We start from the raw sequence: 26373 nt of genomic DNA on the forward strand, positions 1-26373 counted from the left end.
AAAGTAGCAGTATCAAAAACTATTCAGTTAGAGGGTATCAAAAAGGTAGTGCTATCGCCTTTTTGAACACCCTCTAATTTCATTGGGGGAAAAACTATGCTATACGGTGCGATTGAAGCAGGTGGTACAAAGTTTGTGTGTGCTGTAGGAGAAAGGGGGGGTAGAATAGTCGACAAAGTTACCATTCCAACTTCAAACCCTAAGCAAACATTACAACTGGTCGATTCATTTTTTAAAAAATATAGATTAAGCTCCATCGGAATTGGAAGTTTCGGCCCGATCGAGTTGAATAAGAAAAAGGAGTCGTATGGAGAAATATTAAACACTCCCAAGCTGGATTGGAAAAACTTCAACATATACCATGTCTTTAAAGAAAAATACAATATCCCTATATTTTTGGATACGGATGTTAATGCTGCAGCTTTAGGGGAGTATCACTATGGAGCGGCAAAAGGATTGAACAGTTGTTTATATATTACAGTGGGAACCGGAATAGGTGCAGGATACGCAAAGGAAGGAGTAACTTTAAAGGGGATGACGCACCCAGAGATGGGTCATATTTACGTTCCACGTCATCCCCAAGATGCCTTCGAAGGGAGCTGCCCATATCATAAAGACTGTTTAGAGGGACTTGCTTCCGGTACTGCAATTACAGCCAGATACGGCATAAAAGGAAACGAGTTAAAGGATAAAAAAGAAGTGTGGGAAGTGGAAGCACATTACTTAGCGCAAGCTATTGTGAATTATATATTTATTTTAAGCCCCGAGAAAATCATTCTAGGTGGTGGAGTGATGAAGCAAGGCATTCTGTTCCACTTAATTAGAGATGAAGTTTCCAAGCTACTTCAAAATTATATTACTATTGATTCAATGGATGAATATATTGTTCCTCCACAGCTTAACGATGAACAAGGCGTTTTAGGAGCTTTAGCTCTAGGGGTTATACCAGAATAGAATGGAGCTTCTGTTCTCTGTCTAACGATAGTAAAAAAACCGTCAAGAACAAAAAGTTCCTGGCGGCTTTTTTCGTGAATGTCAATCCCTCGGCGTCATAAACATCTGTGTCCAATAATTCCGGTATCCCTTACTCCCATAATGGTGCCCCACGCCAATATGCGTGTAGTTGGTGCTAAGTATATTCGCCTTATGCCCTGAACTGTTCATCCAGCTATTCATGACACTAGATGGATCAGGCTGGCCTGCTGCGATGTTTTCGCCGGCTGACCAGTAATCAAGTCCGAATGATGCCATCATATCAAACGGTGAGCCATAAGTAGGCGAGGTGTGGGAGAAGTATTGATTTTCTTGCATATCCTTTGATTTGATCCGAGCTACTTCCCCGAGTTGGACATGAAGGCGCAGCGGGGAAAGATTTTGTTTTTGCCTTTCCTGATTTACAATTTTGTAGACTTCCCACTCTGTGCTACTTACTTTGCTGATGTCGCCGTCGACAAGTGTAAGGGTAGAGAGCTCGTTGGCAGTAGGGCTTGAAACAGCGCTTTCGCCGCCAAACACATTAAGACCAGTGTAGTCTTTAGTCGTGACTGTTTCACGGACAATGTTTGGTACATAGGTTGGATCGGTCAAAAGAATGGAAGCATCCCGTTTGGCAGCCAATACCGAACCGGAAAGAGCATCTGCAAACTGCTTGCCTGTTGCGACATAGGCAGTTTTGTTCTGCATTGGAAGTTTTGTGATGATCGCATGGGCCGTTGCATAGCGGTCCTTTCCGCTGATCCGGGTTGCGTTTGGCAGTTTGCTTGCAACCTCATTGCTGACGGCACTTACACCACCAACAATAGTAGTATGGGTTTTACCTTTTAGAGCCTGCTCCGTTTCACCTGGTAACTTTGCATGATTGGTCAGTAAAATCGGGGTACCACTTTTGGCGGCATAAGGTGCAATTGCCAAAGCATCCGGGAAGTTGCTGCCGTTGGCCACGATGGCTCTCGTGGAAGGAAGCTCATCTGCTATCAGAGCGGCAGTTGCGTACCGGTTCTTCCCCGAAATCCGTTTGACCGTCAACCCCATGTTTTTTAATGTATCCTTTACACTCTCCGAAACTGCGGCAGTACCTCCAAGAATGATGACGTTTTTCGCTCCTAGCCGTTGAATCTCTTTCTTTGTTTCCGTATGTAAGCTATTCTGATTAGTCAACAGAATTGGAGCATTATGATAATACGCCAGTGGCCCTCCCGCCAGAGCATCGGGGAAGCTGTCGCCTCTTGCTATTACCACGGTATTGGCATTCTGCCACCCCGCTTGTGATATTTTGACTGCAGTAATGTACCTATTTTCGCCTGAGATTCTATCTGATGCTTGCGCATTTGTTGTCACTAGCAAACTGGCAAACAGAAAAAATACTATAACGAATAATTGTTGTTGAAATTTGATGGTAATCTACTCCTTCTACTTTTGCTTTTCCTTTATTTTAGCAGAAAAAATAGGATGGAGTGCGGGTCGTTCGACTTATATTAAATAGGTAAAACTCCTCTCCAAATCGGAGAGGAGTTATCTTTTTTATCTATTTGTTAGCTAACCTCATACTTTACCAGTCCCCTGGAATTCGCATATAACGCGGCCTGTGTACGATCATCAAGTTGAAGCTTGGAAAGTATTTGACTGACATGCTTCTTTACGGTGTATTCTGTAATGAATAATTCTTTGGCGATGTGCCTGTTTGCCAAGCCTTTTCCCAGGAGTTTCAGGACTTCCGTCTCTTTATGAGTTAATTGTTCGACAATCCGTTCACTTTCCTCATCCTTTTTCTCGTCCATCATCAACTCTAGAATGGAAGGGTCATAGTATTTTCGACCTTGACTGACGAGTTTAATGGCATATAGCAATTCTTCCGGTAAAGCGGATTTATGAATAAATCCATCCACTTCTGCCTCTTTGGCTTCTATCAAGTCTGCTTTTGTTGCTGAGGAAGTCAAAAGCACAAATTTGCATGACGAACGAGTAGCTTTCACGCTTCTTACTACATTTAATCCCGATTCATTTCCCAATCTTAAGTCAATTAAAGCAAGTGCAGGCTTTACCTTTTCCAAAAGTGCAGAAGCTTCCTTTACATTCTTTGCTTCCCCGGAGAAATCCAGGCTTTCCTCAAGTGACAATACATCTGCTAATCCTCTTCGGACTAAAGGATGATCATCAATAATAACCACCTTCATAGACCAACAACCTCCTGCTTCTTCTTCAAAGGGATATGGATAGTGATTTTTGTCCCAGTTAGTGGCTTGCTTTGGATGTCCAAGACTCCTTCATAGGAACTTACAAGATTTTGGATGTTTCCTAAACCCAACCCTTTGGAATTCTTCTGTGTTTGTTTTTTATAGTTAAAACCTTTCCCATCATCCGTTATCTCTAGGAACAATTGATCATTTTTCATTTCTAGGTGAATCTTTATTTCGTTGCATTTTCCATGTCTTACTGCATTTCCGCTCGATTCGCAGATGATCCTGTAAATGCCTCTTTTCATATTAGCGGGTATTTCCGCTTCTTCCCCTATTATATTACGCTTAATGGAGATATTATTTAATCTTGAAAAATCATCTAGGAACTCATGGATTTTGGAAAATAGAAAGGAGCCGTCTTTAGAATGGCTACTCAACTGATAGATGGAGGTTCTAAGCTCCTGCATAGCAGAATTTGCTGACTTTGATAAGAATTGAAGCTCTTTTTTTAAAGGGATATCGTCTACTTTTTTTCCTAAGGTATGGAGAGCGCAAACCATGGCGAATAGGCGCTGGGATACACTATCATGAATTTCATTTGCGATTCGGTTCTGTTCCTCTACAATCAGAAACTGCTCGGTCGCCTCTTCAAAATAAAACCGGTCTAATAGAATGGAAGAAAGCTCAGCCATGAATTTTAGAAGTCTACTGTTTAATGAAGAGGAGGAGGAGTCATCAGTGTTTTCCACCCCAATTATTCCTGAATATTTAGCCGTCTGGATTTGTATCACCCAATACTTAGTTTCGCCAATTTGCATTTCTAAAGGAGTAAGCTGAGCATCCATGGAATTAAACTCCTTTTCCAATGTCCTTTTCCAATGTCCGGATAGTTCCTTACTTGCAAGAAAGCTTGCTGCGAACAGTGACTCTTTGTCGGTGTCTGAGGATAACCAAAAGAAGTTGTTTTCGTTATTGGTTAATTTCCTCATATAGTCGACTACAGTATGGACAAAGGAGGGCGTGTTTTGCTGGGATGTGAAGGATTCCGTCGTTTTGTAAAGGGACATAATATGATCCATCATCACATTGGTCTCACGGTTCAATTCCTGAAGCCTTTCATTGGATGCAGTCAATGCCTCTCCCTGAAGTTTCAATTTAATAGCTTGGGCCTGTAACTCCCTAGTCAGATTGGAGAATTGCTGAAAAATGATCGTGATAAGTGTTAAAACTAAATATATATAGGAATTCTTATAGATGACATCGATGAAACTGGACGATTGGTACCCAAATAATGTGTAATTCAAAAAAGTAGCTGCTGACATGAATAACAACAAAGTTATCCAACAAAGCAAACCGGACAAATAACTCGCCGCTAGTAAAACGGGATTTAATGCATACCAGATAAATGGACTTTCAATTCCTCCTGTAGGCAGAAGCAGTAAAGAAGTTCCGATAATTTCTGCTAGAATGATCAATTTTATTACTTGCGGGTTTAGCTTGTTCTTGGAAATCAAGTCCGAAATAAGAATGACAGCAAATAAAAGAGACAGTATGACACCAACTTTGAAAAAGGGTGTGGAATACGGCTGTATGGCAAAATAAAAAATGGAAGTTACGGCCCAAGATGCATATCGATACGACAGCATCAATTTTTCCTTGCCATTCTCTTTTTTAAGAAGGAAAAAGCGTTTCTCATCCATAAGAAAGATCACTACCTAAAGAAAGCGTTTTTTTGTAATCGCTTTTATCGCTGGCTTCAAAACTATATAAGTAGTAGGCGTCAATGATGAAATATATATTATTTGATTTATTCCTGTCATAATAATGGAAAATCGGTAACTCTTTTTCATCCGCTACAAGTAACAAGGAATCAAATGAATCCAGCAGCAGGGATGATTTGTTCATAAGGTCAGTCTTTTTCGCTACAGGTATTAGTCTTCTTCCATGTTTTTTCTGAATTTTTTCCACCTCTGACAAACAGCTCTGTTGATAAGCTCTAATATTGAGTAAATTGGTGAACAAAAGAACACCAAATAATATTACGGATATAACAAGAATCCCTTTGATCATACTATTCGAAATGGGAAGTCCAAGAATGGTCAAAGAATGACTGCTAATCATATCACCTTCAAAAACAACTTCTGACGAATGCTCCGTATTACCGGAAAGCTCAAATTTATAATAGCTGTAATTGAACTGAAGCTCATGAATATTGTTATCCAGCTTTCTTTCCATTCCATTATAAAGAACGGATCCCTGTATATTCGGACTGAACTTAATGGAATAATTTTCTGCTCGTACACCGGTCTCTTCTTCAATACTCGTAATCAAGCTTCTTACTTGGTTAACATCAATGGAATAGATTTCTTTATCAAAAAGGTGAAGGGAGTTACCTTCTAATTCAAATGACTTTTCTTCAGTGAGGGGTATTTCTTTTGACCAATAATTGTCTGCTACGATTGTAAGAGTAGGATGATAAGTTCCTGTAAACGTAACAGGGTCTTCAGAAGTTAAAATAGAATTAATTTCTAGTGGTATTTCGGTGGTGACGTTTTCAAAAATTACTGTTCCAGGAGTAATCGTCCCACCATCCGGAAACAACTGACTTTCTTTCACTACAGCTTTGTACGAGTAGGAGGTGGAGTGGGCCAACCGGTTTTCTGCAGAAACTAAAGGGTCTTCTTTAGTGGCCATAAATACATATCCTGTGCCAATAAGGGATGCAACTAAAAAACAGCTGACAACCACAGCAAACCAATATGAATGAAAGAACTTCTTTTCTTCTTTTTTTCTCCGCATACTTTTAAAACCTCCAAGTATTTTCATAGACTTTGTCCTACCATGATATTAAGTTCAGTCGAGATTTCACTTGATCCTTTTTTCCAATCAAAAGATAAAGGAAGCTTTAAAGTTTGATTTCCGTTTTTGGCATCACCACTAGCTTTAACTGTAAGGGTAATCGTATTCCTGCCGAGCTTCAATGGTTGTTCTGTCACTTCAATAACTAACTTATTAATGGTGGTGGTTTCTTCTAAAAGATTTAAAGAATTAGAGATATTGTTGGTGATCTCCAGCTCATAGGTAGTCTCTTTACCTGGCTCGAGTTCTAAAACTTCTCCTGAATGAATGGAAATGAGTGCATGCTTGCTGTCTGTTAACTGAATGGATGTATTGTTATGTAATCTGGCACTTGTGTAGCTTGTAGCGGTTTTTATAAGAAGTCCACAAACAATGGCCGCTAACAAAAAAAGTAACATTTTGCTTTTCAAAATAGAAAATCCCCTTTCAAAATTCAAAGTTTCGTTCGTTATAGTGCACAAGACACATTATAACGAACGGAGTGATTGTTGTAAAGAACAGTTCTGAAAAAAAGACAAAAAAAGACATCCAATTAAGGATGTCTTTATAGGGTTATTAGTTTTTAACAGCTTCAACAATTAGGTCTAGGTCTGTCACTTTTACGTGGCCATTAGATGCAGCAGTTTTTACATCAATCCATTTTTCAGTGTTAGCAGGAAGTACGAAGGTTAAGACTCCCCCTGGATTCTGTGAATGGATATTAGAAATTCTAGTCCAGCTATTTCCATCAGCTGAAGCGAAAAGTTGGATTCTTCCATCATTTACATTCGGATTGGTTTTAATAGTTACTGTCACTTCGTGCTCGGAGTTATTTTTTACTTTAAATAAATCATCCCATGAGTACGTACTATTTGGTTGTACCCCGAACTCACCGTTGTTATAGCCTTTGGAAAGATCCAATTTCAGCATATTCGCCGTAATGTGGGCATCGGTCGCTGCATTATGCTCACTGCTTGGCTCCAAAGCCAATAGTGCACTAGAAGTATCCGTTAACTTTACTGACATATCATTCGTAACACTTGCAGAGCTATAAGACATAGCCGCCATCACACTGGATAAAGATAAAGTAAGAACTACTGCAACTAACCCTTTTTTCGTTTTTCTGAACATTGTATTACCTCCTGAGATTTGTTTTTTGTTTCGGCCGTTAACCGATAACCTAAGTATAGGAGGAATGAACTATTTATACGTGCCTCTGTGGAGTAGTCTTCTGGGTGTCTTTAGGATAGTTTCTTTTACTACCAAAGAATGCCCAAGGGTATACTTTGGTACCATACATAGTACACTTTAGACGGCTTATTATTAAACTTCTTTCTTATACAATATAGGTAGTAGAGGAGTGATTCAGATGAAAATCATAAAATTCATAATAAATATGTTAGTAGCTGGAGCAGTACTTTTTACTCTGGTTGCATCAATCGGTTCAGCAATAACCAAGAGTCCTTTTTTGTTGACTGTTATTCGATCCAATAGCATGTATCCAGTTTGGGAAAGAGGAGACATGATTCTTGTGGATAAAGTAACACAGAATGATGACTTAAAAACTGGTGACATTGTCATTTTCAAATCAGAAGAAGGAAGCTTATCCTCAAAAGGTTGGATTGCACATAGAATAATAGAAGGAAATAAAGAAGAGGGTTTCATCACTCAAGGTGATGCCAACCAATACACCGATCAGGAAAATGGGGAATCTTCTTCCATAAAACAGGAATGGATTGTGGGAAGGGCGTTTACCTTAAACGACACACCTATTGTACTGCCTAAACTAGGCTATCTTTCTCTTTGGTTTGAAAAATTCCAGTCTAGTCCCTTATTATTGCCGGGCATCGCCATTCTCCTTGCCGTTATTATTGGTATCGAGGAGCTGCGGAGTGGGAAAAAGAAAAGTAAAAGTAATAAAGGGATGGACCTGCAATTCATTTACATAATAGGAGGAGTTACTCTTTCTGTGATTATTGGCACGACCATGTTGCTTTCGAGTCAGCATATGAAGCTGATATATGAAGTCTCGGAAAGTAGCAGCGGGGCGTTGATGGGAAGTGCTGTTGGGGTCTTACAAAAAGGGGAAGAAGTAGAACTTCCACTAGTAGAACTATCGAACAGTGGGGCAATCCCGTTAATCGGAGTGATTACCACACAGGACAATCAGATTACTACAAGCTTGGAAAAAGTATTCATAAATAAAGGTCAGGAAATCGAAACGACTTTTAAGGTTTCAGGAAAAAAAACTGGAGCCTACGAATCTACTATCCATGTGGGGTTGTTTTTCCCTTTATTACCTAGCGTCATTATTCAATTTCTGGCTTCACAGAGCTATTGGCTCGCTCTTGGTGTAGTTTCCTTAGTCCCTGGAATACCTTTGATTTTATATCCTTTAATTAATAGGCGACTGCGGATAAAGACAATCAGGGAAGTAAAAAGGGGCAAGCGGAAACTGAGGAGAATCGCATTTAACTAATAATAACCTTATATTAGGATCTTCAATGAGAGATCCTATTTTTTTATGAGTCAAAGTAACAAAAATAGAAAAGGTTACACACTAAACCAATATTTTCTATATAATGAGAGAATAATATTCTTTTTAGAGAGAGATATGGGAGGGTCGAAGTTTCATGAAAAAATTAGTTTTCACCATGGTTGCACTAATTGCTGCAATTTTCACTTTCAACATTGGCACTGGCTACGCTGTTGAGGGAATCAGGGGAGCAGACAGATACGAAACAGCAGTAAAAATCTCTCAAGAAACTTGGGAAACAGCAGATACGGTCGTTTTGGCGAAAGGGACAGATTTTCCGGATGCGTTAGCAGGGGGACCTTTGGCATACAAAGAAAATGCACCGATTCTACTGACGAAGACCGAGAATCTGACAGCTGTTACAAAAGGGGAGATCATCCGTCTGAATGCAAAGAAAGTCATTATCTTAGGCGGAAATGCCTCTATTTCCCAAGCTGTTGAGACAGAACTAAAGGGCATGGAATTGGAGATTGAGAGAATCGGCGGGAAGACACGATATGAAACTGCAGTTAATATTGCCAAGAAATTACCTTCCGATCAGGCTATCTTGGCAAACGGAAAGAATTTTCCTGATGCTTTAGCCGTATCGCCATATGCTGCGAAAAATGGGATTCCGATTCTATTAACTGCAACGGAGAGTTTAAACAGCAGTACAAAAGCTGCGCTGGCAGATAAAGAATCTACTATAATAGTCGGGGGTGTAGGTGCGGTAAGTGAAAAGGCAGCAAACGATGCGCCAAATCCAACACGTTATTCGGGACCGACACGTTATGAAACGGCGAAAGCCATTGCACTGAACCTGCCACTAGGTAACCAGAAGGCGATGATTGTAAGTGGACAGAAGTTCCCTGATGCTTTAGCTGGATCCGTTTTGGCTGCAAGGGAGAATGCCCCATTATTATTGGTCAAGCAAATTGAAATTCCAGAACCGACAGCCTTCCTTATGAACCAGTATCGTGAATTCATGATTGTGGGGGGTACGGCAGTTATTGCACCGCTCATACATAAAAAGGCAGAAGCGGTGGAACAGTCTGCTGATGGATGGAAACATATATATTATTTTAACAATGACCACGGTGGAATAAGTATGTACAACCTTATTACCAAAGAAGAAACAGTTGTTTATGAAGGACAATACACCTATACCTATAATGTATTAGCAGAAGGTGAATATGTTTATTTCATCAATTCCGTAGAAGGAACCATAGAAAGAATGAACAAAAATGGTACGGGTGTTACGACCATTTTTGCCGACGAAGAAGGAAGGCAAGTCAGTCAATTTAAAATTGTTGATGGCTCGATATATTTCCATTTCAGCGAAGAGGAAGCAGATCAATCGATATTTAAACTAAGCTTGGATGGTAGTGAAGTATCCACTTACTTGGATCTGAGTGCTTTGTCCTCCCTGATTGATTTTGCTATCGATGGACCTATTGTTTATACCTATCATATGAATAGCGGAATCTACGCCTATAATATGGATACAGGTGAGGTTCGAGGTATTTATACTGAAATGGACACGGAAAACCCTTCCGCTTTCTATTGCGACTGTTCGATGCAGGTACTGGATGATAAAATATATTTTACGATGGACCAATTTAATTTAGAGAATCAAGAATACTATACAGTGAGCGCCACTATTAATAAGGACGCCACAGATCTTTCCATTCTTTCCGAGTATGGAGACACGTATCATACTTTAATAGGAGACAAAGTTTATTTCTTTGTAGAAACTATTACCGATGATGCGATCACAGTGCAAGTATCGAAATCCTCATTAACCGATTTATCTGTTCGTGCAAAGGTGACCGAGTTTACGGTCGGGGAAAATCAATTCTACAATATCCTTTATCAGGACGAGTCCACCATCCTGGTCGACATATTTGATATGGATTACTATTTTATCAAGCGTAATAGTATAGTGCAGATTGATTTATAAGAAACGGGAAAAGGAGAAACCTTCGGAAAAAGGGTTTCTTCTTTTCTTTTGAGACCATATATGCTATGTATATGGTACTGTCTTTATCAACAGCTATAATATATAATTAATACGGAATATTTTAATGCATATTATTTACACTACTATCTTCAAGTGAGATTAAGGAGTAAAAAATGAAACATTTACACATATGGCAAAATGAAAAATTCACCGAGCCTTATATTAAATTTATCAATAAACACTTTGATCCAAGAGAGCATCTATTTATTATTGTTGGTTCTGGAGTGGGGGCAAAGATTACACCTCGTGAAAATGTCTTGGAGATTTCCAGAAATGCTAGTGGTATAAAAAGACTTCTATTAGAAATGTACAAATCTGAGAAAATTTATCTTCATAACTTGTTTAACATGGATGTGAATAGACTTTTGTTTCTTCAACCGTGGTTACTTAAGAAATGTTACTGGATGGTATGGGGAGCTGATTTATATGCTTATAGGAACCCTCGAACAACCACTAAAGAAAAATTCAAAGAGTTTGTAAGGGCATTTGTGATAAAACGAATGGGGAATGTTGTGACCTTGGTGAAGGGTGATTATGAACTGGCCAAAGAGTGGTATGGTACAAAGGGTACTTATCTTCACGGGGCGTATATTAATCCAATTTCAAAGGACTACCTGGATTCTTTAGCTTTAAATGAGAAAAGTAAAGATAGTCCGGTTGTCATTCAAATTGGGAATTCAGCCGATCCTTCGAATAACCATATTGATGCTTTGAATAAATTAAAGAATTTTAAGGACCAAAACATACTTATATATGTACCATTATCTTATGGGAACAAGAAACATGCAAAAGTTGTTGCTGAAGAAGGTAAAAAGATATTTGGAAATAAATTCATCGCACTAATGGAATTTCTACCCCCAGAGGAATACAGTGCTTATTTGAATAATATAGATATTGCATTATTCAATAGTGACAGACAACAAGCATTAGGAAATATTTATGCCCTTTTGTATTTAAATAAAAAAGTATATATTAGATCCGATACTTCCATGTGGTCACATTTCAAAGAAAAGTTTGAGATTGATATGAATGATGTATTATCAATAGAAAACATGGATTTCAATCAATTTGTTCAAAATAGTGAAGCTCAAAACAAAGAGAAAATCAGTGATGTTTTTGAAGAACATTATTTAGTGGATATTTGGGGAACTATATTCAACAAGTAGTTCTGATATTAAGACAATAGCAAAGAAGGAAGATGAGTGGATGAACTCGGAATTAACAAAAGCTAAAGTAATTTCTTCGTTGTTTTGGAAATTATTAGAGCGCGGAGGTACGCAAGGAATACAATTTATTGTGACGATTGTATTGGCCCGACTTTTATTACCGGAAGAATTTGGTTTGATTGTGCTTGTGACCATTTTCATTACGATCGCAGGGGTTTTTGTTCAAAGCGGTTTCAATACAGCACTTATTCAGAAGAAAAATTCAGATGAGGTTGATTTTTCCTCTGTGTTTTACTTAAGCTTACTAGTTGCAAGCCTATTATACATAGGTCTTTTTTTTATTGCACCTATTGCAGCTGCATTCTATGAAGAACCTCAATTGACAACGGTGCTTAGAATTCAATCATTAACCTTGTTTTTTGGTGCGATCAATTCCATTCAAATCGCAGTTGTTTCAAAAAAGCTGGAGTTCAAAAAGCTATTTATTAGTAGCTTAGGAGCAATGATCGTTTCTGCAACAGCCGGTATCATGATGGCTTATGCCGGTTTCGGTGTTTGGTCCTTAGTAGTACAGCATTTATCAAATCAGCTATTGGTTACGATCATTTTATGGTTCACGGTAAAATGGAGACCAACCTTACTTTTTTCCTTTGCAAGGATTAAGACTTTATTTGCCTTTGGTTGGAAGGTATTGGTTTCATCATTACTAGATACTCTATATATAAATTTAACCAGTCTTTTTATTGGTAAGATGTATAGCTCGGCAACCTTAGGATTTTATAATAGAGGAGAGCAATTCCCAAAATTGATTGTCAGCAATATTAACGGCTCCATACAATCCGTCATGTTTCCTACATTGTCATCCAATCAAGATAATATAAAGAGAGTAAAGGATATTGTCCGTAGATCGATTGTGACGAGCTCCTTTATCGTTTTTCCTGTGATGGTTGGAATGGCTGCCGTTGCAGAGCCATTAGTAAATATTGTATTAACAGAAAAATGGCTGCCTGCCGTTCCGTTCCTGCAAATATTTTGTGCTTCTTATGCATTATGGCCAATCCATACCGCAAATTTACAAGCCATTAATGCTTTGGGTCGCAGTGATATTTTTTTAAAGCTTGAAATTTTCAAGAAATTACTTGGGCTGGTGGTAATAGCAATCAGTATCCCATTCGGAGCATATGCAATGGCTTTTGGAGTATTTGTTGTTAGTATAATATCTACTTTTATTAATGCTTATCCTAACTTAAAGCTGATTGACTATAGATATCGAGAGCAGTGGAAAGATATAATCCCCTCTTTAATATTATCGATCATAATGGGTATGGTAGTATATAGCATACAGTGGATCGGGATGACGGAGGCCTTAACTTTAATCGTACAGATTATTGTTGGTATCGTAATATATATTGGATTAGCAAAAGCATTAAGGCTTGAATGCTATACCTATTTAATAACAACTGGAAAAGAAATGTTGAAAAACAAAAAAAGAAAAGCAGGATGACTATATTTTTAATCAACTATGAGAGGAAGTGGTAGGATTGGATAGTTTTTATTCTTCGGATGAGTTAAAAGAAATAGGCTTTCGACAATGTGGAGAAAATGTTTTGATAAGCAGAAAAGCTAGTATTTATGGTGCACAAAATATTAGTATTGGTGATAATGTCAGAATTGACGATTTTTGTATCCTTAGTGGGAACATTACTATTGGAAGTTATATTCATATTGCGGCTTTTACTGCATTATATGGTGGAAATAAAGGCATTGAAATCCAAGACTTTGCAAACCTTTCTTCCAAAATAGCAATATATGCGTTAAGTGATGATTATTCAGGAGAAACTATGACAAACCCCATGATACCAGATAAATACAAAAATGTACTCAGTGAAAAAGTAATCATTGGACGACATGTAATAATCGGATCAGGGTGTGTAGTTTTACCAGGTGTTGTGCTGAACGAAGGAAGTGCATTCGGAGCGATGAGCCTCATTAATAAAACTTCAGAACCCTGGAGTATCAACGCTGGAATACCATATAGGAGAATAAAGGAAAGAAGCAAAGAGTTACTTTATTTGGAAAAAGAATTCAAAAAGGAGTCTGAATTAAGGGGATGAAAGATATAATCCAGGTTACTCAATCATCAATGCCGTCTTATGAAGAATTTTGTGAAGAAATTAAAGATTTATGGAGTAGTCATTGGTTGACCAATAATGGTGTAAAGCATAATAAATTGGAAAAAGAGCTGGCACAGTATTTAAATGTTCCAAATGTAACTTTATTTTCAAATGGTCATCTGGCATTGGAGAATGCGATAGCAGCTATGAACTTAACAGGAGAAGTGATTACAACCCCCTTTACTTTTGCATCGACAACACATGCTATTGTAAGAAATGGTTTAACTCCTGTATTTTGTGACATCAATCCGGAAGACTATACCATACAAACCGATATGCTTGAAAGTTTAATAACAGATAAAACATCTGCTATAATCCCAGTCCATGTCTATGGAAATATATGTAATGTATACGAAGTGGAGAGAATAGCCAAAAAGCATAATCTTAAAGTGATTTATGATGCAGCACATGCTTTCGGGGTTACTGTTGATGGAAAAGGGGTCGCAGCCTTTGGTGATGCCTCGATGTTCAGTTTCCATGCAACGAAGGTCTTCAATACAATTGAAGGTGGGGCTGTGACTTATAATGATCATAATTTAAAGGATGTCTTAAACTCTTATAAAAATTTTGGTATTACAGGGCAGGACTCTGTTGAGTATGTGGCCGGTAATGCAAAAATGAATGAGTTTCAAGCAGCCATGGGTCTTTGTAATCTATTACATGTAGATAATGAAATAAATAAAAGAAAGAAAATTGTAAATAGGTACATGGAACAACTTGGTGGAATGAAAGGCCTTAAACTTTGGCAGCCAAAAGAGAATGTGGAAAGTAACTATGCATATTTTCCTGTTGTTTTTGACGGCTATAAATTTTCTAGGGATGAAGTATTAGAAGCTTTGAAGGAACAGAATATTTTTGCGAGAAAGTATTTTTATCCTCTTACGAGTAGTTTTGAATGCTATCAAGGTCAGTTTGAAATTCAGGAAACACCTGTTGCGGCATATATAGCAGATAGGGTGTTAACTTTACCTCTATATGCAGATTTGACCCTGGAGAATGTTGATAAAATATGTGAAATTATCAAGGGATAAGGAAGGTGAATTTACTATGAAAGGTATCATTTTAGCTGGAGGTTCTGGGACAAGACTGTATCCATTGACTAAGGCTGTATCTAAACAAATGCTTCCAATATATGATAAACCGATGATTTATTATCCTTTATCAGTCTTAATGCTTGCAGGTATTAAAGAAATTTTAATTATTTCTACACCAAGAGATATTGTAGGGTTTAAGGAACTATTAGGAGACGGTAGTAAACTGGGGATGAAATTTGAATATGCCGTTCAAGAGAAACCAAATGGACTAGCTGAAGCATTTATTCTTGGTAGAGACTTCATTGGTGATTCACCGGTAGCTTTAGTTTTAGGTGACAATATCTTTTACGGTTCCGATTTCGGGAACAGATTACAAAAAGCTGCTTCTTTAAAAAATGGTGGGATCATCTTTGGGTGTTACGTGAAAGATCCACGTGCATATGGTGTGGTGGAAGTAGATAATGAGAGAAATGCTGTTTCAATTGAGGAAAAACCTGAAAACCCCAAGTCTTCACTTGCAGTTCCAGGTTTGTATTTCTTTGACAATGAAGTTGTGGAAATTGCGAAAAATGTGCAGCCATCCGCCCGGGGTGAAAAAGAAATCACTTCCGTTATTGATCATTACTTAAAAAGAGGACAGATAAAAGTAGAAATTTTAGGTCGTGGCCTTGCTTGGTTGGATACTGGTACACATGAATCATTGCTTGAGGCTTCGAATTTTGTTGAGGCATTACAAAAAAGACAAGGGCTATATATAGCGTGTATTGAAGAAATTGCGTATAGAAGAGGCTATATTTCGCGTGAACAATTATTAAGTCTTGCTGAACCCCTGTTAAAGACTGAATATGGGAAGTATTTAGTTGATATTTCCAATCAGTCACAAGACAGCTTATTTTCAACTGGAAGTAGATAATAATATTTAATAAGAGGTGACATATATGTCTAAAAAGAAGGTACTTGTTACTGGTGGCGCCGGCTTCATTGGCGGTAACTTTGTCCAGTATATGGTTAACAAATACCCGGATTATGACGTTTTTAATTTAGATCAATTGACATATGCAGGCGACTTGACTAAACACAGTGGCATTGAAAAAATGGCAAATTATCATTTTGTAAAAGCAGATATATCTGATCGTGACGTCATATTCTCTATTTTTGAAAAAGAGAACTTTGAATATGTCATTCATTTTGCTGCCGAAAGCCATGTAGATCGTTCCATTACTGATCCAGGAATCTTTGTTCAAACAAATGTACTAGGAACGCAAATTTTGTTAGATGCGTCAAGAGCTGTTGGGGTAACGAAGTTTGTTCATGTATCTACAGATGAAGTATACGGGGAATTAGATTTTGATCCGACTACGTTTTTTACAGAAGAAACACCTTTGAAACCAAATAGCCCTTATAGTGCAAGTAAGGCATCATCTGATTTATTAGTTAGGGCATATCATGAAACATATGGATTACCTGTGAATATCACTCGTTGTTCCAATAATTATGGACCATATCACTTCCCAGAAAAATTAATACCATTAACGATTTCTCGTGTCTTAAACGATCAAAAGGTCCCAGTTTATGGTGATGGGAAAAACATTCGTGATTGGTTACACGTAATTGACCATTGTGCCGCGATTGATTTAGTTATGCATGAGGGTGTAAATGGAGAAGTATATAATGTTGGTGGCCATAATGAACGAACAAATTTAGAAGTTGTGAAGACGATTATTAAAACATTAGGCAAATCTGAGGAGTTAATAGAGTTCGTTAAGGATCGCTTAGGCCACGATAAGCGTTATGCAATCGACCCTACTAAATTAGAAAATTTAGGATGGAAGCCTACATACAATTTTGAAACAGGAATTGCTCAAACTATTCAATGGTATCTAGATAACAAAGAATGGTGGGAACAAATTATTAGCGGCGATTATCAAAACTATTTTGAGAAGCAATACAGCATTAATAAATAGAGTATGCAGGTATGATTGTTACTGGGTAAAAAAAGACATCGATATCTTTATGATATAAATAAGGAATTCCAGAAACAAAATAATTAATTAAATAGGCTGGTCGAAGCTTTGTTCTTCGGCCAGCCTATTTTTTTCACAATTCTCGAAGATTTGTTAGCGGTACAGAAACAGTATATCGGTGTTATTCTGGGGCAGGTTGAAGAAGTGAGAAAGTAAAGGGACACTTTCTTATCAGAGGAGAAAGACTAGGAGTTACTAAATAAGAAATACAGGAGTACGTTGCCATCTAGAAAGTTCTCCATTGAGCACACCCTTACTGAATAGTCCCTATCCATCGGTGCTTTTTGCATAATAAAACTCAGTTCATTGTTGAACTGAGTTAAAAAAATATACCTTTATCTCTACTAGATTTTTGAAGAATTTTTATCCAATAATCGGTAGTGGCTTACTCGTTAATAAATCATCGATAAGCATCTTATGTTCAGTGAATATATTCTCTGGCAGCTCTTCAAGAGAATAAAATCTATTCTGCATGGACTCCTCGTTACTTCTGACTAACGCCCCGGTATACTGTCTACAAATAAATGTTACGAGGACAATTGATACTTGGTCGCCATTAGAAAATGTCTTATCATGTTGAGGTCCGGAATAGATCCCAAACAACTCAAGTTCTTCTAATGTAAGTCCCGTTTCTTCATAAACTTCCCTTCTGGCAGTAGCATGAACGCTTTCCCCTAAATCCATGAACCCGCCTGGAAATCCCCACTGACCAGTATCAGAACGCTGTTGCATCAACACCCTATTTTCCTTATCAATAACAATTGCACCCGCAGCAACCATAATAACCTTCTCGTTTCCAACCATCGACCTTAAATGCTTTATGTAGTCCATTTTTACAGTCCCCTCATTATGTTAACCTCTTATTGTCTTAAACAGGGATATTCCCTTTCCTCAAAATTGGAGTAAGTTTCCCCAACTCTTTGTATAACTTAGCTTTCATTGATTCTAACTCCTCTTTAGAAGGTTTTACTTCATCAGAAGACATGACATCCCGATCTACCCACCAAACAGGTCCATGCACCGCATCGTTATCCCTACGCGGGAAGATATGCCAATGCAAATGAGCATCCCCGTTTCCTAACAACTCATAATTCAACTTATCTGGCTCAAAAGCATGATAAACAGCTTCTGCAACCTTACTCATTTCAACCAAGAACTCAGCCTTATAATCTTCGTCCAAGAAATGCAGCTCTGTCTTATGATGCTTACAAAGAAACAACGTGTATCCTTTAAACAGTTGGTGATCCCCAATCACTACATATCCTGTATTTAACTCTGCAACAAAATAAGGGTTCGTTCCCTCTTCGATCATTTTCATTCTCTTACAAATTAAACAATTATCAACTGACACTAGCTTAGACCTCTAATCTTCTTATTTTTCTGATAACACCTTTGATCATATCATATTCTGGGAGGCGGGGGGACAGGTTAGTTGGCGTTATTTTAAACCACCAGGGACGGTTCTCATTGCTTCCAAAAAAGCTAAAACAGCAGGCTCCAAGCGGTGTGTTCCCCGCGAAGCCTGCTGTTTTATTTATTTCCTCTCTAACCTAATGCATCTACTATTACTAGACTAGGGCTTAAGTAGTTCAGCACCTACACGTTCACCATTTTGATAGAACTTATACTTTACTTCTACACCATAGATCTCAGCAAATGGATGGAAGTGATTAATAAAGTTATAAGCAAGAACACGCCCAGGTTCAAACGCTCCATTATCATCTTGTTTCCACCCATAAGTTCCTTCGATGAATACTTGCACAATTGCTTCACCATTTGAATCAATGACTTTATATTCGGTTATATTTATTTTTGCCATATCGTCGATTTCTTCATCCCAATAATCATCAAATTGAAACAAAGTAATTCCCACTTCTCTATGTAAGGCATCTAGTGTTTCCTGAGGTATTTCTTCATTACCAGAACTATGATTCAGACTCTGGAATGCTTCTTCTAATGCTGCTATCTTTTGTTCATGTTCCATAACTAAGTGAGCTAACTTTTGTTTACCTTCCGCTAACGCATCCGAGCTCATAATGCCCAATCCCAGTACCAATGCACCAACTGTTGTAGAAATAATTTTTGTTCTCTTTTTCATGTCATTTCCTCCATTTGGAAAGCGTTTTTTTCTCTTATTCTATCACATTATTAAATTTTGGTAAGATAACAAAAAAAGGATTTTTTCATGGCAGAAGTATACTCACGGAAGCAAGGGGACGGCTCTCTGCTTACTTTCCCAAACCTCGATGCTTTTGAAATTATTTCCTTCCCTGCGTTTCTTCCACGAATTTCAGGGGAATAAATGGAAGACGAGGAGGAGTACATATGAATTTACACAATGGTCACCTATATTGGCCTGAATCTTATACAAATATCACTCATTTTCCAAAATTAGAAGAAGACATCGCATGCGACGTATTGATCGTCGGCGGAGGCATGGCTGGCGCTCTGTGTGCGCATGTATTGAGCTGGGAAACGGAATTGGATGTTGCTTTAATCGATAGAAGGCATCCAGGTTCCGGCAGTTCCTCAGCGAATACAGGGCTACTGCAGTTCTCCAGTGACAAGATGCTTCACGAACTGATGGAACAAATGGGGGAGCAGGATGCGGTTTACTTTTACAAGCTCTGTCAGGATGCGATGAAGGATTTAACGAAGGTCGCATCTGAGCTTTCAGAGGATCCGGAGTTCAGGCAGCAGAAAAGTCTGTACTATGCAAGCTCCAAGGAAGACGTGGCAAAGCTAGCCCGTGAATATGAGGCTTTAAAGAAGAACGATTTTCCCGTTGAATACTTGGAACCATCGGACATTTCTTCCAGGTTTCCATTTTCCAAGCCTGCTGCTCTTGTCACGAGCGGAGATGCAGATGTGAATCCATATAAATGTGTTCAGATCATGTTAAAAGACGCTGCAGCCAGAGGTGTCAGAATCTATGAACAGACCCCATTATTGCAAAAAAACAAAACCGTTCATGGGTTTACATGCGAATCGGAAAAAGGCACTATATCAGCGCGCTATATCATTTTTGCGACAGGATATGAAAATGACTTTCTAGCTGCTAAGATGGGCGCAGACCTGAACCGTTCGTATGCAATCGTAACCGAACCGGTCCCTTCCTTAAGAACGTGGTACAAAGAGTGGATGATTTGGGAAACAAAACGACCATATCTTTACATGAGAACAACAAAAGACGGTAGAATCGTTGCTGGCGGCCTGGATGAAGACACACCAGAAGCACCGTTAAACGAGGGATTGATTGAAGAGCGAGGAGAGCGCATCCTTCAAAAAATCAAAGAGCACTTTCCAGACCTCTCACCAAAAATTTCCCATGCCTGGTGCGCGACCTTCGGTGAATCACACGATGGCTTGCCATATATCGGGGAACATCCAAACCGCCTAGGTGAGTATTATTGTTTAGGCTTTGGCGGAAATGGGACGGTCTATAGCATGCTAGGTGCCAACATTATTAAAGACTTGATCACAAAAGGAGCGCACCCTGCTTCGCGATTATTTACTATCGAACGTGCTGAAAGTTTTTGAAGTGGGAGAGCGACAGAGGGGACAGTTCCCATGTCCCATCTATGCCAATTCTAAGTCAAGAGGGCATCGAGGGAACCGCCACTCTAAGTTAGCCGCTACATTTTCTATACCTGCATAAGAAAAGACCATAATGAATTCCTTCATATGGTCTTTTGGTGTTTAATAACAAGTTATTTAATTTTCCCCAAGAAAAAGAATAGCTAAAATAACTAAACATTATTAAAAAGTTTATAATAAACCCTAAACTTTTTAACAACTACTCTTGTAATGCCCTTGTATTTTCCAATTTCTTCAGTATATGATTTCCCGATAATAGGATTGTTTAATAGCTCTTCGGTTTCTAAGATGAATTGTGAGATGAAGTCAAAAGTCTCTTCAGGGGTAAACCTATCACTCCTAAACTGAGTGAGTTTTTCCTTAACAGCAGGAGACCAAATAACATTTCGATCAAACATTACATAAAGTCCTTTTTGGACAAAGATTTAATTATTTCTTTGGTAGACATACCCTGTCCATTTTCGTACTGCTCTTGACTCTCCTTCAACATACGTTGCAGCTCAGAGTTTTCTTCGGCTTCAGATTTTATGGTTAGGTCATCTTCTTCTTGTAAAACAAGTGTAAATTTACCCTTACCAGGGATGGAGAATTGAAGTACAGAGTTAGCGCTATTCATATTTGAGATATATTCCATAAGCTCTTCAGAAGATTTAATTTTTCCCATAATAATCATCACCATTAAGTCATTTCCCTTATTATACCATAAAATATCCGGGATGAAAGTGCGTTCTCAGAGGGGGAGTACGTCACACTGTTCCTTCATTCATTATCATCCAACACAAACTGTTATCATCCAGAATGAATCAAATACTGCAGCAGTAACGGCACTTATATAAGGGATTATAGGAGCGGTTGAAGGGATTATAACTTACATATCTGAGAAAAGTGGTAGAAAAAGGGCCTGACCCCCAGTGTAGTAAAGCATTAACGCACCGGGGGTCAGGCCCCTTTTAAAACAAAATATTCAAAAACAGCCTAATGAAAAAAGAAAGCGTTGTCAAAAAGTATAGACAACGCTTTAAAGTTGACATATAATTCTAATAAATTAGATTAATTTAAATAATTAATCTATTAATCAGGAATAATTTAATGTAATAGGGGGGATTCTTTAAGGCTTTTTTCGAAACGTTTCAATAGTTTGGCGTGTATTTATTCAAATAAAAGCAAAGAGGTGGGAGTTCATTGAAAAAGTTCAGGTTTTTATTTGTAATGATGCTTGGTTTTATTTTTATTCTTTCTGGATGTTCTAACAAAGAAACAAGTGGAAACTCAAAAACATTAAAGGTATGGCAGATGGGAGCTGCAAGTTGGGAGCCATTAATTGAAGAGTATGAAAAGGAGTCAGGAATTAAAGTTGAGATTCAGGCTATCCCTTGGGATCAGGCTCATGACAAAATATTGACTGCTGTTGCTTCAGGAAAAGGTCCAGATGTATTGCAAATGGGCTCCACACAGATGGTTCAGTTTGCAGGGGCAGGTGCCTTTCTTGATTTAACTGAAAAAATGGATGAATATCCAAATCTGGGCTCAGATAATTTTTATGAAGGGGCATTAAAAACATCTGTAATAGATGGTAAAACGTATGGTATACCTTGGCATGTTGATACACGGTTACTGTATTATCGAACTGACCTTTTAGGTGAAGTCGGATATCCGGAAGGTCCTGAAACATGGGAAGAGTTGCTTGACGCTTCCAGACAACTTGCAGACAGAGGCGATGATCAGTATTCCGTAGACTTAGGAACCGATATTAACCATATTTGGTCTTTTGCTTGGCAACAAGGTTGGGAGTATGATATCGAAAAAGGCGCAGAAAATTTCGCAGACCCAGCATTCAAAAAAATGGTTGAATATTATAAAACGTTCTATGAAGAAGAACTATCTCAATTAGAGAAAGGTAAAGATGGTGTACAGGCATTTGCTGACGGATCAAAGCCTATGTTCTTTAGTGGTCCATGGATGATGGGAATTGTAAAAGAACAAGCACCTGATATTGATGGAAAATGGGATGTTCGTGTTATGCCTGATGGAGGTACAAATAAATCAATGATTGGTGGATCACATTTAACAATTTTCCATAGCACTAAAAAAGAGGAACAAGCACTGGATTTTGTCAATTGGATGGCTAGTCCAGAAACGCAATTGAAATGGCATGAGCTGGGTAGTGAACTTCCTGCCAATATTAAGGCTTGGGAAGATTCAGCTTTAACGGATAATTCCATGGTAGCGACTTTTGGTGAACAATTAAAAATTACTGAAACGCCACCAAATATTAAAGAGAATAATAGAATTGGACAAGAAGTACTGAAAATGCTTGAACAGGTTGCTCATGGTAATAAGGACATTGATTCGGCAATAGAAGATCTACAAGCAGAAGTTACAAAAATTCTATCTGAATAATATGAGACAAAAGGGTGCATGCAACATTTGTGTTTGCACCCTAGGTTCTTTTTTAGTATCCAGAAAGGGGGATAAAAATGAATAGCTTTAAAATGAAAATGACACCTTACTTATTTATTGCACCTGCTATCATATTATTGATGGTTTTTGCATTTTTACCTATCCTTCTAGCCTTAATTATTAGTTTTACAAACATGGATTTGCTTGGACTGGCAAACTGGTCACAAATTAGTTTTATCGGAATGAAAAACTATCTTGAACTTTTACAAGATGACACCTTTTTTCAGGCCATTGGTAATACTTTTTTTTATGTCATTATCGGGGTGCCGTTGGCGGTTTCCAGTTCGTTCATTATCGCATATTTGTTGAATCTGGTAAGCAATTGGTTATCTTCAACCTTCCGGGTCATTTTTTACATGCCATCAGTTACAAATATTGTAGCGATAGCGGTAATTTGGGGGTTTTTATACAACAATAAATATGGTCTGTTCAATTATATCCTTTCGCTATTAAATGTAGCTGCTGTTCCATGGTTGGATGATCCATTTATTGCAAAACTCTCTCTTATCTTGTTAGCCGTTTGGAAGAGTAATGGAGTTAGTATGTTGATATTCTTAGCTGCATTGCAGTCTATCCCCAAAATGTATTACGAGGCAGCTGATATTGATGGAGCTAATAGATGGCAGAAATTAATAAAAATTACGCTTCCTTCCATGAGCTTTGCTACTTTCTTTGTTACAGTGACTACATTGATAGGTTGGTTCCAGTTCTTTGAAGAACCGTTCGTCCTGACAGAAGGCGGACCGTTAAATGGGACAAATTCCATAGCCTTATTTATCTATCAAGAAGGCTTCCAATATAATGAATTTGGTTATGGTGCTGCCGGATCATTTATACTTTTTGCAATCATTATTACATTTACACTTATTCAATTTAAAATAAGTAAGTCAGAACAAAGTATGTGAGGTGCGGTATGCATTTAAAAAACAGATTAGAAAAAGGAATTGTCATTGCTCTACTTTGTGTTGGTGGTGCACTCGTTTCGTTGCCGTTTATTTGGATGATTCTTAGTTCCTTTAAAACTGATAGAGAAGTATTAAGCATTCCACCAACTTTGTTTCCGAAAGAACCAATTTTTCAACACTATATCGAGTTATTCCAAAACCTGGATTTTGACATTTATTTGGTTAACACGTTGATTATTGTAATCTGGTCAATGTTTGGTTTACTTCTTAATACGATGGCTGGTTACGGGTTTGGAAAATTTGAATTCCGTGGTAAGGGGATATTGTTTGTCATTGTTCTAATAACCTTGATGATACCAGCACAAGTAACAATGATACCAACCTATGTAATCCTCAATGAGTTAGGATTAACAAATACGATGACAGGTATTGTGATACCGGGGCTGATTTCTGCGTTTAATATTTTCCTTATTAAACAGTTCATGGTTACCATTCCAAATGATTTATTGGAAGCTGCAAGACTGGATGGTGCCGGAGAGTTATTTATTTTCCTGAAATTAATACTGCCGTTGTCCAAGCCAATCATAGCAGTGCAAGTTATCTTAACCTTTATCGGTGCATGGAATAGCTTCCTATGGCCATTAATTGTGGCTAATGATCAATCTTACTACACATTATCTGTTGGCCTTGCCCTTTTACAAGACCAGAATGTTACCAACTATGGCTTACAGATGGCCGGTTCGGCAATAATGGTTATCCCGATTTTGATTATCTTTGTTATTTTTCAAAAACAAATTATTGAAGGGTTTAATGTATCCGGTATTAAATGAGACGGAAGCGCGGGGACGGTTCTCTGCTTCACTGGCAGGTAAGATATCGACAAAGAGACTGTTACGGTCTCTTTTTTTCATCTACTTGTCCAGCATGTATGGCAACTACACCGATTCTAGCACCTTTGGCTGAAGAACATGGGGTAATTATGGTTCAATACAACCTCACCGAATTCGAACAATGCTGCTGGGATGATTATGATACTGGAAAAACACCAACCCTTGCTTCAGTTCGATGATGGGACAGAAATATCAAGGCTAGAAGCCCAACACTCTGAACAGGATGATAGAAGCTTTTTCGAAGATTAAAAGATAGCTAAGGCACAACTATCGGTTAACTGTTAGTTGTGCTTTTTTCATGTGAAAAGTCCAAATTCGCTAAACTACGACTAGGGTGATTACTTTACAGGAACATGTATTACTGACAACGGGGAAGGTTGGAACTTTTAGTTGGCTTAGACATACTTAGGGAATTGGTGGGTTTAGGGAACAGTTCATATGAATCTTTTATTGTCGATACCTACTCGAATTTTGCAGATATTTCTCAGGAAATTGTTGAAATTTGAAAGTGAAATAAGAGTTTTTCACATCACATGGGGTGATCTTCAAGCGATATATGTCGTATTTGGAGGCGATATATAATTTCCATATAGAACAAAAAAGTAAGAGTAAGTGCTAACATCAGTATCTTATATGTATAAAACGGTTTTAAACTGCAGTATATCGCCTGGCGATACACGACCGTAATTTAACACTACTCTTACTTAACTTTTATTTCTTGAAAAGAGAAAACAGCCAGTTCCAATTCCCGTTACGTTTTTGCAGTTCTTCTTCTAATCGCTTATTAAAATCACTTTGTGATACCCACTCTTTTTGCTGCTCATCCCGCATTTTTTTTATCTCTTCCTGTAAGAATTCCGTTCTTTGTTTTTCTTGTTCTAGTAAACTTTCGTAGTGTGCTTTTTGCTGCTCCGATAATTTTTCTATTTTAGTATTCGTTCGTTGCGAGGCGTTTCCAATACTTGAGCTTATCACATGATGATCCTGCTGAAGCTGCGCAACAGTTGTGATGATATGTGCCATATCGTTTTTTAGTTGCACATTCATTTCACGAGTCGCTGCAAGCTCATTGACCAGGTACCTGAAGGCCTCTTTTAACTGATTCGGGTCTTGCGGCAAGGCCTCATCCGTATCGGGTAGCGCTATATCGGTTTCAATCATATCTTCTAATCTTTCTTTTTGTTGAAGGACAAGATCCCTTGCGGTGCTATCAAGCGGCTTGTCCGTATCGCGTAACGCTACAAGCGCCGTTATATCGGATTCAACAAAGATTCGCCGGTCTCCATCCTTTAGAAACTCATAGCCGTTCCGTTCTAGTATTTGTCCATATTTCCTCACCGTGGGCGTCGCAATTCCCACTTCTTCTGCCACTTCCTTGGTGGAAAAAGCCCGTTCATTTGGTTGTATATCGTTTCGCATATCGCACCTCCTATCTATCAATATGAAGGTTTAATAGGATATTTGCAAGGGGCATATCGCCTAGAGTTACTTGTTTGGCATTTTTATAGTTTTTAAAATTAAATAAGGTGCCTGACCCCGGCGCGTTAACGCTTTAATACACTGGGGGCCAGGCA

Annotated in this window: 25 protein-coding genes; 13 read left to right on the forward strand and 12 right to left on the reverse strand. The window is 38.2% G+C overall.

Annotation, left to right across the window (positions count from 1 at the left end):
- The first annotated feature begins 96 nt into the window (after positions 1 to 96).
- Positions 97 to 954, forward strand: coding sequence for an ROK family protein (locus ABN702_RS22155; protein ID WP_417898734.1), 858 nt, complete (start codon positions 97 to 99; stop codon positions 952 to 954).
- Between the two features lie 81 nt (positions 955 to 1035).
- Here ABN702_RS22155 and ABN702_RS22160 read toward each other — a convergent pair whose 3' ends face one another.
- From ABN702_RS22160 to ABN702_RS22185, 6 genes are all read right to left on the reverse strand, one after another.
- The gene (locus ABN702_RS22160; protein ID WP_417898735.1) at positions 1036 to 2337 is read right to left on the reverse strand and encodes a cell wall-binding repeat-containing protein; all 1302 of its coding nucleotides are present in this window, start codon (positions 2335 to 2337) and stop codon (positions 1036 to 1038) included.
- Positions 2338 to 2531: 194 nt separating this feature from the next.
- Positions 2532 to 3173, reverse strand: coding sequence for a response regulator (locus ABN702_RS22165; protein ID WP_417898736.1), 642 nt, complete (start codon positions 3171 to 3173; stop codon positions 2532 to 2534).
- Positions 3170 to 4876, reverse strand: a complete 1707-nt coding sequence (locus ABN702_RS22170) for a sensor histidine kinase (protein WP_417898737.1) — start codon at positions 4874 to 4876, stop codon at positions 3170 to 3172. Before ABN702_RS22170 ends, ABN702_RS22165 begins: the two co-directional genes overlap by 4 nt.
- Entirely contained in the window at positions 4869 to 5975 is a 1107-nt protein-coding gene (locus ABN702_RS22175; RefSeq protein ID WP_417898738.1) for a DUF5305 family protein, read from the reverse strand. The genes ABN702_RS22170 and ABN702_RS22175 overlap by 8 nt, the downstream gene beginning before the upstream one ends.
- 23 nt (positions 5976 to 5998) lie before the next feature.
- Positions 5999 to 6445: a hypothetical protein gene (locus ABN702_RS22180; protein WP_417898739.1), complete on the reverse strand. Its 447-nt coding sequence runs from the start codon at positions 6443 to 6445 to the stop codon at positions 5999 to 6001.
- 145 nt (positions 6446 to 6590) lie between these two features.
- On the reverse strand, positions 6591 to 7145 hold the full coding sequence (locus ABN702_RS22185; RefSeq protein ID WP_417898740.1) for a DUF1102 domain-containing protein: 555 nt from the start codon (positions 7143 to 7145) through the stop codon (positions 6591 to 6593).
- A 238-nt stretch (positions 7146 to 7383) separates the two neighbouring features.
- Between ABN702_RS22185 and ABN702_RS22190 the strand changes: the two genes are divergently transcribed.
- The 8 genes from ABN702_RS22190 to rfbB all read left to right on the forward strand — a co-directional run bounded on the left by ABN702_RS22190 (position 7384) and on the right by rfbB (position 16887).
- Positions 7384 to 8493: a signal peptidase I gene (locus ABN702_RS22190; RefSeq protein WP_417898741.1), complete on the forward strand. Its 1110-nt coding sequence runs from the start codon at positions 7384 to 7386 to the stop codon at positions 8491 to 8493.
- A gap of 154 nt (positions 8494 to 8647) precedes the next feature.
- On the forward strand, positions 8648 to 10489 hold the full coding sequence (locus tag ABN702_RS22195; protein ID WP_417898742.1) for a cell wall-binding repeat-containing protein: 1842 nt from the start codon (positions 8648 to 8650) through the stop codon (positions 10487 to 10489).
- Between the two features lie 173 nt (positions 10490 to 10662).
- Complete coding sequence (locus ABN702_RS22200; protein WP_417898743.1) at positions 10663 to 11715, forward strand: TDP-N-acetylfucosamine:lipid II N-acetylfucosaminyltransferase; 1053 nt, start codon at positions 10663 to 10665, stop codon at positions 11713 to 11715.
- A 40-nt stretch (positions 11716 to 11755) separates the two neighbouring features.
- Positions 11756 to 13219: a lipopolysaccharide biosynthesis protein gene (locus tag ABN702_RS22205; RefSeq protein WP_417898744.1), complete on the forward strand. Its 1464-nt coding sequence runs from the start codon at positions 11756 to 11758 to the stop codon at positions 13217 to 13219.
- A 37-nt stretch (positions 13220 to 13256) separates the two neighbouring features.
- A complete protein-coding gene (locus ABN702_RS22210) occupies positions 13257 to 13829 on the forward strand; it encodes an acyltransferase (RefSeq protein WP_417898745.1) in 573 nt (190 codons plus the stop codon).
- Positions 13826 to 14920 (forward strand): DegT/DnrJ/EryC1/StrS family aminotransferase, encoded by a 1095-nt coding sequence (locus tag ABN702_RS22215; RefSeq protein ID WP_417898746.1) that lies wholly within the window; start codon positions 13826 to 13828, stop codon positions 14918 to 14920. The genes ABN702_RS22210 and ABN702_RS22215 overlap by 4 nt, the downstream gene beginning before the upstream one ends.
- A gap of 16 nt (positions 14921 to 14936) precedes the next feature.
- The gene (gene rfbA / locus ABN702_RS22220; protein ID WP_417898747.1) at positions 14937 to 15836 is read left to right on the forward strand and encodes a glucose-1-phosphate thymidylyltransferase RfbA; all 900 of its coding nucleotides are present in this window, start codon (positions 14937 to 14939) and stop codon (positions 15834 to 15836) included.
- 25 nt (positions 15837 to 15861) lie between these two features.
- Positions 15862 to 16887 carry a dTDP-glucose 4,6-dehydratase gene (gene rfbB, locus ABN702_RS22225; protein ID WP_417898748.1) on the forward strand — a complete coding sequence of 342 codons (1026 nt, stop codon included), beginning with the start codon at positions 15862 to 15864 and terminating at the stop codon, positions 16885 to 16887.
- A 423-nt stretch (positions 16888 to 17310) separates the two neighbouring features.
- Here rfbB and ABN702_RS22230 read toward each other — a convergent pair whose 3' ends face one another.
- The 3 genes from ABN702_RS22230 to ABN702_RS22240 form a co-directional block, all read right to left on the reverse strand.
- Positions 17311 to 17778: an NUDIX hydrolase gene (locus ABN702_RS22230; protein ID WP_417898749.1), complete on the reverse strand. Its 468-nt coding sequence runs from the start codon at positions 17776 to 17778 to the stop codon at positions 17311 to 17313.
- A gap of 37 nt (positions 17779 to 17815) precedes the next feature.
- Positions 17816 to 18298 carry an HIT family protein gene (locus ABN702_RS22235; protein ID WP_417898750.1) on the reverse strand — a complete coding sequence of 161 codons (483 nt, stop codon included), beginning with the start codon at positions 18296 to 18298 and terminating at the stop codon, positions 17816 to 17818.
- A 222-nt stretch (positions 18299 to 18520) separates the two neighbouring features.
- A complete protein-coding gene (locus ABN702_RS22240; protein ID WP_417898751.1) occupies positions 18521 to 19045 on the reverse strand; it encodes a hypothetical protein in 525 nt (174 codons plus the stop codon).
- A gap of 227 nt (positions 19046 to 19272) precedes the next feature.
- On the opposite strand from ABN702_RS22240, the gene ABN702_RS22245 reads away from it, so the two are divergent.
- Positions 19273 to 20487, forward strand: coding sequence for an NAD(P)/FAD-dependent oxidoreductase (locus tag ABN702_RS22245; protein WP_417898752.1), 1215 nt, complete (start codon positions 19273 to 19275; stop codon positions 20485 to 20487).
- 209 nt (positions 20488 to 20696) lie between these two features.
- Here ABN702_RS22245 and ABN702_RS22250 read toward each other — a convergent pair whose 3' ends face one another.
- Together ABN702_RS22250 and ABN702_RS22255 are read right to left on the reverse strand one after the other, a co-directional pair.
- Positions 20697 to 20942 carry a type II toxin-antitoxin system RelE/ParE family toxin gene (locus ABN702_RS22250; protein ID WP_417898753.1) on the reverse strand — a complete coding sequence of 82 codons (246 nt, stop codon included), beginning with the start codon at positions 20940 to 20942 and terminating at the stop codon, positions 20697 to 20699.
- Positions 20942 to 21208 (reverse strand): hypothetical protein, encoded by a 267-nt coding sequence (locus ABN702_RS22255; RefSeq protein ID WP_417898754.1) that lies wholly within the window; start codon positions 21206 to 21208, stop codon positions 20942 to 20944. The genes ABN702_RS22250 and ABN702_RS22255 overlap by 1 nt, the downstream gene beginning before the upstream one ends.
- A gap of 518 nt (positions 21209 to 21726) precedes the next feature.
- Between ABN702_RS22255 and ABN702_RS22260 the strand changes: the two genes are divergently transcribed.
- The 3 genes from ABN702_RS22260 to ABN702_RS22270 all read left to right on the forward strand — a co-directional run bounded on the left by ABN702_RS22260 (position 21727) and on the right by ABN702_RS22270 (position 24739).
- Complete coding sequence (locus ABN702_RS22260) at positions 21727 to 22944, forward strand: sugar ABC transporter substrate-binding protein (protein WP_417898755.1); 1218 nt, start codon at positions 21727 to 21729, stop codon at positions 22942 to 22944.
- Positions 22945 to 23021: 77 nt separating this feature from the next.
- On the forward strand, positions 23022 to 23909 hold the full coding sequence (locus tag ABN702_RS22265; protein WP_417898756.1) for a carbohydrate ABC transporter permease: 888 nt from the start codon (positions 23022 to 23024) through the stop codon (positions 23907 to 23909).
- A gap of 8 nt (positions 23910 to 23917) precedes the next feature.
- On the forward strand, positions 23918 to 24739 hold the full coding sequence (locus tag ABN702_RS22270) for a carbohydrate ABC transporter permease (protein ID WP_417898757.1): 822 nt from the start codon (positions 23918 to 23920) through the stop codon (positions 24737 to 24739).
- Between the two features lie 771 nt (positions 24740 to 25510).
- On the opposite strand, the gene ABN702_RS22275 is transcribed toward ABN702_RS22270, so the two are convergent.
- Positions 25511 to 26218 (reverse strand): hypothetical protein, encoded by a 708-nt coding sequence (locus tag ABN702_RS22275; protein ID WP_417898758.1) that lies wholly within the window; start codon positions 26216 to 26218, stop codon positions 25511 to 25513.
- Between the last annotated feature and the right edge of the window lie 155 nt (positions 26219 to 26373).

This window comes from Bacillus haimaensis, from assembly GCF_048270625.1.
Lineage (GTDB): Bacteria > Bacillota > Bacilli > Bacillales > Bacillaceae_I > Sutcliffiella_A > Sutcliffiella_A haimaensis.

What these genes read in the sequence shown, in the direction of transcription:
- ABN702_RS22155 (WP_417898734.1), top strand. Translation starts at nt 97, where the DNA reads ATGCTATACGGTGCGATTGAAGCAGGTGGTACAAAGTTTGTGTGTGCT.
- ABN702_RS22165 (WP_417898736.1), bottom strand. Translation starts at nt 3,173, where the DNA reads ATGAAGGTGGTTATTATTGATGATCATCCTTTAGTCCGAAGAGGATTA.
- ABN702_RS22170 (WP_417898737.1), bottom strand. Translation starts at nt 4,876, where the DNA reads ATGGATGAGAAACGCTTTTTCCTTCTTAAAAAAGAGAATGGCAAGGAA.
- ABN702_RS22175 (WP_417898738.1), bottom strand. Translation starts at nt 5,975, where the DNA reads ATGCGGAGAAAAAAAGAAGAAAAGAAGTTCTTTCATTCATATTGGTTT.
- ABN702_RS22185 (WP_417898740.1), bottom strand. Translation starts at nt 7,145, where the DNA reads ATGTTCAGAAAAACGAAAAAAGGGTTAGTTGCAGTAGTTCTTACTTTA.
- ABN702_RS22190 (WP_417898741.1), top strand. Translation starts at nt 7,384, where the DNA reads ATGAAAATCATAAAATTCATAATAAATATGTTAGTAGCTGGAGCAGTA.
- ABN702_RS22195 (WP_417898742.1), top strand. Translation starts at nt 8,648, where the DNA reads ATGAAAAAATTAGTTTTCACCATGGTTGCACTAATTGCTGCAATTTTC.
- ABN702_RS22200 (WP_417898743.1), top strand. Translation starts at nt 10,663, where the DNA reads ATGAAACATTTACACATATGGCAAAATGAAAAATTCACCGAGCCTTAT.
- ABN702_RS22205 (WP_417898744.1), top strand. Translation starts at nt 11,756, where the DNA reads ATGAACTCGGAATTAACAAAAGCTAAAGTAATTTCTTCGTTGTTTTGG.
- ABN702_RS22215 (WP_417898746.1), top strand. Translation starts at nt 13,826, where the DNA reads ATGAAAGATATAATCCAGGTTACTCAATCATCAATGCCGTCTTATGAA.
- rfbA (WP_417898747.1), top strand. Translation starts at nt 14,937, where the DNA reads ATGAAAGGTATCATTTTAGCTGGAGGTTCTGGGACAAGACTGTATCCA.
- rfbB (WP_417898748.1), top strand. Translation starts at nt 15,862, where the DNA reads ATGTCTAAAAAGAAGGTACTTGTTACTGGTGGCGCCGGCTTCATTGGC.
- ABN702_RS22230 (WP_417898749.1), bottom strand. Translation starts at nt 17,778, where the DNA reads ATGGACTACATAAAGCATTTAAGGTCGATGGTTGGAAACGAGAAGGTT.
- ABN702_RS22240 (WP_417898751.1), bottom strand. Translation starts at nt 19,045, where the DNA reads ATGAAAAAGAGAACAAAAATTATTTCTACAACAGTTGGTGCATTGGTA.
- ABN702_RS22245 (WP_417898752.1), top strand. Translation starts at nt 19,273, where the DNA reads ATGAATTTACACAATGGTCACCTATATTGGCCTGAATCTTATACAAAT.
- ABN702_RS22250 (WP_417898753.1), bottom strand. Translation starts at nt 20,942, where the DNA reads ATGTTTGATCGAAATGTTATTTGGTCTCCTGCTGTTAAGGAAAAACTC.
- ABN702_RS22255 (WP_417898754.1), bottom strand. Translation starts at nt 21,208, where the DNA reads ATGGGAAAAATTAAATCTTCTGAAGAGCTTATGGAATATATCTCAAAT.
- ABN702_RS22265 (WP_417898756.1), top strand. Translation starts at nt 23,022, where the DNA reads ATGAATAGCTTTAAAATGAAAATGACACCTTACTTATTTATTGCACCT.
- ABN702_RS22270 (WP_417898757.1), top strand. Translation starts at nt 23,918, where the DNA reads ATGCATTTAAAAAACAGATTAGAAAAAGGAATTGTCATTGCTCTACTT.
- ABN702_RS22275 (WP_417898758.1), bottom strand. Translation starts at nt 26,218, where the DNA reads ATGCGAAACGATATACAACCAAATGAACGGGCTTTTTCCACCAAGGAA.